The following is a 6,690-nucleotide window of genomic DNA, read 5'->3' on the forward strand; positions in this document are numbered from 1 at the left end:
CCCCAGCTCTCTTTTTGAAATGCCGAAAAAGGGTTCCGGTCAAAAGTTGCTGCCGAAGATAATCTGTTTATGTGACAGTGTATAGAGCTAAAGTTATGCTTTGTGGTGCCTAAGGCAGCACTTTGACCAAATTGCGGGCATAAAAAAACCGGCTTGAGCCGGCTTTTTCACGCTTGAAACCAACTGGGCAATTAGGCTGCTGCCAATGCCTTGAGTTTGGCGTTCAAACGGCTCTTGTGACGAGCTGCCTTGTTCTTATGGATCAGGCCCTTGTCAGCGATGCGATCAATCACTGAAACAGCTGAAACATAAGCGGCTTGGGCTGCTGCCTTGTCACCAGTTTGGATAGCGGCAAGCACTTTCTTGAGGTAAGTACGCCCCATAGAGCGCATGCTTGCGTTGTGCTTGCGAGCTTTTTCATTTTGACGCGCGCGTTTTTTGGCTTGGGGTGAGTTTGCCACCTTAGTGCTCCTATAGATAAATTCTGGACAAAACTGTCGAAAAGGGGTCGGGATTCAAGGACGCGACATTATGCCGTGTTCGATTCGTTTGTCAACCGAAGAAACTATGATCTTTTACTGGAATTGGCACTTTGGCGGAAAGCTTGCTTACTTTGCCCCGCCTGTTTATCCATCGATGTTACCGCTTGACGCAACATGCCGCAGAACCCGCAGCCGTGTTAGTATTCATGGTTATAAATACGCCAAAAGCTCAGGGGATTTTTGCGTGGCCGACAACGAAGAATCGAATAAGACCAGTCTAAGGGCCTCGGTTGAGGAGGGGGAAACACGCGTTGCACAGAGGCGCCCGGAATCGTCGTCGCCGGTTGCCGATACAGCGAACGCCACTCAATTCACCCAATACAGTGCTCCACACAATCACTCGACCGGGTTTGCACAGGCGCGTGAACTGGTTAAACAATCCCAAAGTGGTAAAGGCAGGCTGCTGAAAAAGCGCTTCCTGTTAGAGGATGTGCTGGGGCATGGCGGTATGGGGACCGTCTACAAAACCAAAGATTTGCGCAAAGTCGAGGCAGAGGACCCCAATCCATATATCGCCACCAAGATCCTCAACCAGGATTTCAAAGATCACCCCGACGCATTTGTTACGCTGCAGCAGGAAACGGCTAAATCCCAGACGCTCGCACATCCTAATATCGTTACGGTGCACGATTTTGACCGCGAAGGCGACACGCTGTTCATGACCATGGAGCTGCTCGAAGGGCAGCCGCTGGATCAACTCATTAAAAACCAGCGCAATAAGGGCTTGCCCAAAGAACAAGTGTGGCAAATAGCCAAAGACCTGTGTGCCGCCCTGGCTTATGCACACCAGCGCCAATTAATTCATGCGGATTTCAAACCCGGCAACGTGTTTGTGAACACCGACGGTAGCGCCAAGGTGTTGGATTTTGGCATCGCCCGCGCAGCCTCGAAGGAGGCGCAAAAACACAAGTTTGATGCGGGGCAATTGGGCGCGCTGACGCCGGCCTATGCCACTATCGAAATGGTGAAAGATGAACCGCTCGGCTTTAGCGATGATGTCTACGCGCTCGCCTGTGTGATTTATGAGATGTTGGCTGGGCGCCATCCTTACAATAATCGTTCCGCACTAGAGGCATACCAGCAAAAACTGGTGCCTAAACGTTTGGATAAACTCAGCGCGCGTGAGTGGAAAGCCTTGAGTCATGCGCTCGCGCTCACCAAAGCTGAGCGCACTGCGAGCATTGCGCAATTTGCCGATGAGTTATTTCCCCGTCGCAACCCCTTGATGTTGACTGCCGCAGTGGGGATGGCTTTGGTGTCGCTTGCAGGTGCGGCCTGGTTTGGCTTTAGCCAGCATCAGGCGCAGCAAAAAGTGCAGGCAACCATCGCCGAAAAAATAACACAGGCGCAAAGCTGTTTTGCAACTCAGGATTTTGCCTGCGCAATTGAACAGAGTTTGGTGGCGACCAATCTTGCCACCGATAATTCTGTAGCGCGCCAGTTATTGTTGGCCGCCCAGCAAGCGCAAGAGCAGCGTCTTCAAGACGATAAAATCGGCGAACTGATTGGTGAGGCGCAGCGGTGTTTACTACAACAGGATTTGGAGTGTGCGGCTGTGTATTTGCAAAAAGCCGAGGCAGTCGGTGTGCACAATTCGCAAGTGGTCAGTTTTCATGAGGCGTTAAGTGTGGCGCGCGCGCAGCAGGCGCAATCGGCGACACAAAAGCAGGCGGAGATAGATGATGCCTTGGCGCGGGCTAACAGTTGTTTCACCGCCAGGGATTATACGTGTACAGTTAATTCAGTTGACCGCATTTTGGCGTTGGACCCAGCACATGCCGAAGCCATCGCACTGAAGCAAAAAATCGCTTCGGCCAAGGAGCAGGAAGGTGCGTTAGCCGGAAAAGTCAGCCGCTTGATGGTCGATGCCGAAAACTGCATGGCTAAGAAAAATTATTCCTGCGCTATCGCCAAAGCAGAATCGGTGCTGGAATTGGATGCGGGCTACCAACCGGCGACAACTTTAAAAAGCCGCGCACAGGAAACCCAGCGCAAGCTAAAAGAAACAGGGTTTACCATTAAATAAGTATCCAATAATCAATAGGTCAAGGTGCGGCAATTATGAAAACCAAAGCGATAATCTTTATGTTGTTTTGTGTCTTGGTTAATCCGGCGCAGGCATTTAGTTTGGGCGATCTGAAAGACAATATTGACCGCTCGCATAAATGTAAAAGTGGTGACCAGGGTTGTAAAAATCGCGAGCATCTTAAAGCGGTTGCGCGTGTGGCGGCGGTTGCTGTTGCGGTGACAGTACTCACTAAAATGATTATCAAGCATCGCTCCGAGCGCATTGCTAAAGAAGAGCAAGTTGCCGAGGAATATAAAGCCCAAAATAATAACTTGCCGACCGAACCTACCGCGACTGAATACACCACCAAAACCCTTCCCGGTAACGTGGTTGAGCCTGGCAAAGAGGTAATTATCCAATCCGATATAGTGGTAGTCCCGGGCACTAAACAAAAAACAGCATTGATCGAAGAAAGCATTGTTATTTATGACAATGAAGACAACACCAAAGAGTTAAAAAACTTCACCAAACCGGTCAATGAAAAAACCAAAAAAGGTGGGCGCTACCAAAATGAATTTTCATTTACCTTGCCCGAAGGTTTGCCGCAGGGGGTGTATCCGATTAAAACGGAATTGCTGCTCAATGGTAAGGTGGTGGATACATCAAACAACGATATTCAATTGGTCTTGCATGTCAATGAGCTGGGCGCTATGCAATTGTTGGCGATGAATTAGTTCTCATTGAAACGAATCGACATCGAATATAAAAAGGGCGCCGATATGGGCGCCCTTGTTGTATCTGTCGAAAGAGTTTCTATTTGTTGGTATTAAAAAATGGCAATGTGCCGTTGGGCAGCATGGTTTTTGGTAACTGTCCGTCCCATTTTTCTGCTTTGGTCAGCTCAATCAAGTTTTGGTTTTGCGCCAGTGCTTCCGCGCGGCTTTTAATTGCAGAGGCTTCTGCGTCACCTTTTATCCGAATACTTTCTGCCTCGGCTTTGGAGCGTGCAAGTTGTGAATCTGCTTCGGCTTGTGCTTTGGTCACTGCAATTTGCGCACTCACTCGCTCTTTTTCCAGATTTTGTTTTTGCGTCTGTACTTCTACTTCGGCGCGCATGCGGTCTTCTACCGATTTTTCATAGGCCGCACTGAAATCGATATTTTCAATCTGCACCGAATTGATCACTATCGGGCCGTTAATGGATTTGGTGATGGCATCGGTCACGTCGATCCCGAATTTAACCCGCTCTTGCACGACTGAGATGGCAGTATATTTCCCGAAAATGTTCTCAACTTGTGTAGGTACTTGACGGTCCACGAGACGAGCCATCATTGAATCAATACTTTTGAAATTTTCATAAACCTCTTCGACACGGTCGGCCGGAACACTAAATGTCACAGAGGCGCGAATAGTGGCGGGTTGTTGGTCGCGGCTGTACGCCTGCAATGCCTCATAGTTCGCGGTGTGTGTTTGGGTGGATATTTTTACCACTGAATCGATCAGCGGAATTTTAAAGCCCAAGCCGGGAGCGGCAGTGCCAATGATTTTGCCGTTGCGCAAATGTACACCGCGCTCGCCCTGGTCAACGGTGTACCAGCTGCCGTAAAGCACAGTAATGAGAAAAAGTATAACGACGGCGGGAATAATTTTGCCCAGGCTGATCGGATTGGGTGAGCTGAAATCGGCTTTTAACATGATGTTTCCTTTAGTTTGTCTATCAATTTTTTTAGGGTTTTCGGTTGGTGCTTTTTCGGTTAGGGCTGTTTTGATAAGTGCGATAAATAATTTTCGAGCTCTTGTAAGCGCGCAGGAGTTCCTACATCGCTCCAGTGCCCTTGGTGTACTTGTCCGGTCAATTGCCCGTTGTTAATCGCACGCCGTAAAACCTCTACCAGAGGAAATTTTTGGCGTTTATCCGGGTAATTGGCGATTAATTCCGGTTTGAGCAAACTGATGCCGCCGAAGGTAAATCGCTGTGGAGCTGTTTTTTCAGGATCATCAATTAAGTGCCCGCTACTGGCAAGTGCAAAATCACCCTGCGGATGAAATTCCGGATTGGGCACTAGCAGCAAATGCCCTAGTTGGCTTGCTAACGTATTTTCAACAATGGGGTGTTGGATAAATTGCGCTAGCTCCAGATCGCACCAGACATCGCCATTGATTAATAAAAAAGGTTCTTCACCGAGTAAATCCAACGCATGCAAAATAGCGCCGCCGGTTTCCAGCGGTTCGGGTTCGGTGGAATAACTAATTTTCAATCCAAATTGTTGGCCATTACCCAAGTGCGCGCGAATTTTTTCGCCGAGATACGCGAGGTTGATAATCACCTCGCGAATCCCCGCGCGCCGTAAATTTTCCAAGTGATATTCAATTAATGGCTTGCCGCCTGCGCACAGCAGTGGCTTGGGAGTGTGGTCGGTCAATGGGCGCATGCGGTTGCCAAGCCCGGCGGCGAGGATCATGGCTTTCATTGATCGCCCGCCGTTTGATTTCCCGCTGTTTGATAGTCCTGATACCAGGGTTGCTGTTGTGCTAGCGGTAATAGAACTTGTTTGAACCAGGCGGCGAAAGCCTGCAGCTCCGGATATTGCCCTGCGACTTCCAGTGTGTAGCGAATCACCAGCGGTAAATCATTCAGGTAGCCGGTTTTGCCATCGCGCAGATTTAAACGCGCAAAAATACCGAGCACTTTTATGTGGCGCTGCAAGCCGAGCCAATCAAACCAGCGCAGGAATTCCGTTTCACTGACATCCGGAATAATGTTTGCGCTGATTGCCTGTTGACGATAATCCAATGCCCAGGCTTTTACCTTTTCCTCTGGCCAGTGCAGATAGCAGTCGCGCAGCAGCGAGACCAGGTCGTAAGTCACTCCACCCCAGAGTGCGCCCTGGAAATCAATTACGCCGAGCTCGCCATCTTCGAGCAATAACAGATTGCGCGAGTGATAGTCGCGGTGCACAAAGGTTTGTGGCTGTGCGAGTGCGTTGTCCTCCAATTGAATAAATAATTCATCGAGCAATTTTTTCTCGGTTGTACTGAGTGGATGGCCGAGCAGTTTATCGGCAAACCATTCGCTGAAAATTTCCAGTTCGCGGCGCAGGAGCGCGCGGTCGTAACGCGGGATAAGCGCGGTATTATCCTGGCACCGCTGGAGTTGCTGCAGAGTACTGAGCGCCTGTCGATAAAGGCTGTCGGCGTTACCGGTATTCACTTCGCGAAAGAACAAGCGGTCGCCCATATCTTCAACCAGCAAAAAGCCCTGGCTTGCATCGGCGGCGGCAATACGCGGGCTGCGCACACCTTGTCGTTCGATTAGGCGGGCGATGGCGAGAAATTGGTGCGTGTCTTCGCTGGCGGGTGGCGCGTCGACTGCCAGCCACTGCGACGGGGTTTGGTAGCGGAAGTAGCGGCGAAAGCCCGCATCGCTGCCCAGGCTGATCAATTCTATCGGGTGCTCCGCCTTTGATGTTTTCTGAGCTACCCAGTTGGTAAGGGCTAACTTCCTGGTGTCGATGGGGGCGCTGGCGGCGGCCGTTATGTGATGGGTGGTCATGCAGATTCCGGGCTCGCGTAAATGATTAATCGGGCATTGGGCATAGGTGCCATTGTGGCCGGATTCTACCCCAGTCAGGTGATTTCCCCCAATTCATTCCCAGTACAGACGGTTTACAGTAGAATCGCCTCAATTTTTCGGCGGCATATGTATGGCGCGCCTATTTGAGACCGCGGTTAATGGCTCCAACCCAGAATCACTCCAAACAGAATCTGCGCAATAAATTCCTTCGCTCCCGCCTTGCCCTGTGTGTTGCAGCCCAGTGCGCGGGGATTTTGCTATTGTCTGCCCCTTTATCCTGGGCTGATAACGCGGTATCGGCGCCTAAAAAAGATCCCAACGAGCAGTTGCGCGAATTGGATTGGGTGCCCATGGAAGAGCTTACCCCGGAGCAGAAAGCCCAAGTGCCCACTGCCTGTTGTGGTGCCTATGTGGCACCGCCGCGCGATGATGTTGAATCGGAGATGGATCCGGAAAAAGCCAATATCTTTGGTACCGCCGATTACTCGGAATCCGAAAACCAAACCAAATTCATCATGCGCGATGATGTGCGCCTGACCCAAGGGCGTCGCTCCTTCCGTGCGGAT

Annotated in this window: 6 protein-coding genes and 1 pseudogene; 3 read left to right on the forward strand and 4 right to left on the reverse strand. The window is 50.5% G+C overall.

What is annotated here, in order from left to right:
• Positions 1–191 precede the first annotated feature (191 nt).
• Positions 192–461 (reverse strand): 30S ribosomal protein S20, encoded by a 270-nt coding sequence (gene rpsT, locus ACWA6V_RS09515; protein WP_310067153.1) that lies wholly within the window; start codon positions 459–461, stop codon positions 192–194.
• Between the two features lie 265 nt (positions 462–726).
• Here rpsT and ACWA6V_RS09520 point away from each other — a divergent pair, with 265 nt between their 5' ends.
• Together ACWA6V_RS09520 and ACWA6V_RS09525 are read left to right on the forward strand one after the other, a co-directional pair.
• Positions 727–2,568 carry a serine/threonine-protein kinase gene (locus ACWA6V_RS09520; RefSeq protein ID WP_449522264.1) on the forward strand — a complete coding sequence of 614 codons (1,842 nt, stop codon included), beginning with the start codon at positions 727–729 and terminating at the stop codon, positions 2,566–2,568.
• Positions 2,569–2,603: 35 nt separating this feature from the next.
• On the forward strand, positions 2,604–3,284 hold the full coding sequence (locus tag ACWA6V_RS09525) for a hypothetical protein (RefSeq protein ID WP_310067147.1): 681 nt from the start codon (positions 2,604–2,606) through the stop codon (positions 3,282–3,284).
• A 79-nt stretch (positions 3,285–3,363) separates the two neighbouring features.
• Here ACWA6V_RS09525 and ACWA6V_RS09530 read toward each other — a convergent pair whose 3' ends face one another.
• From ACWA6V_RS09530 to ACWA6V_RS09540, 3 genes are read right to left on the reverse strand one after another with little or no spacing between them, the layout of a single operon-like run.
• The gene (locus ACWA6V_RS09530; protein WP_449522265.1) at positions 3,364–4,245 is read right to left on the reverse strand and encodes an SPFH domain-containing protein; all 882 of its coding nucleotides are present in this window, start codon (positions 4,243–4,245) and stop codon (positions 3,364–3,366) included.
• A 59-nt stretch (positions 4,246–4,304) separates the two neighbouring features.
• Positions 4,305–5,021 (reverse strand): N-acetylmuramate alpha-1-phosphate uridylyltransferase MurU, encoded by a 717-nt coding sequence (gene murU / locus ACWA6V_RS09535; RefSeq protein ID WP_449522266.1) that lies wholly within the window; start codon positions 5,019–5,021, stop codon positions 4,305–4,307.
• Complete coding sequence (locus ACWA6V_RS09540; RefSeq protein WP_449522267.1) at positions 5,018–6,103, reverse strand: aminoglycoside phosphotransferase family protein; 1,086 nt, start codon at positions 6,101–6,103, stop codon at positions 5,018–5,020. Before ACWA6V_RS09540 ends, murU begins: the two co-directional genes overlap by 4 nt.
• Before the next feature lie 281 nt (positions 6,104–6,384).
• On the opposite strand from ACWA6V_RS09540, the pseudogene ACWA6V_RS09545 reads away from it, so the two are divergent.
• Positions 6,385–6,690: pseudogene (locus ACWA6V_RS09545) on the forward strand (LPS-assembly protein LptD); the annotation flags it as partial.

This window comes from Cellvibrio sp. (assembly GCF_053579595.1).

Excerpts from the sequence above, each read along its gene's own strand:
- ACWA6V_RS09525 (WP_310067147.1), top strand. The coding sequence starts at position 2,604 with ATGAAAACCAAAGCGATAATCTTTATGTTGTTTTGTGTCTTGGTTAAT.
- ACWA6V_RS09530 (WP_449522265.1), bottom strand. The coding sequence starts at position 4,245 with ATGTTAAAAGCCGATTTCAGCTCACCCAATCCGATCAGCCTGGGCAAA.
- murU (WP_449522266.1), bottom strand. The coding sequence starts at position 5,021 with ATGAAAGCCATGATCCTCGCCGCCGGGCTTGGCAACCGCATGCGCCCA.
- ACWA6V_RS09540 (WP_449522267.1), bottom strand. The coding sequence starts at position 6,103 with ATGACCACCCATCACATAACGGCCGCCGCCAGCGCCCCCATCGACACC.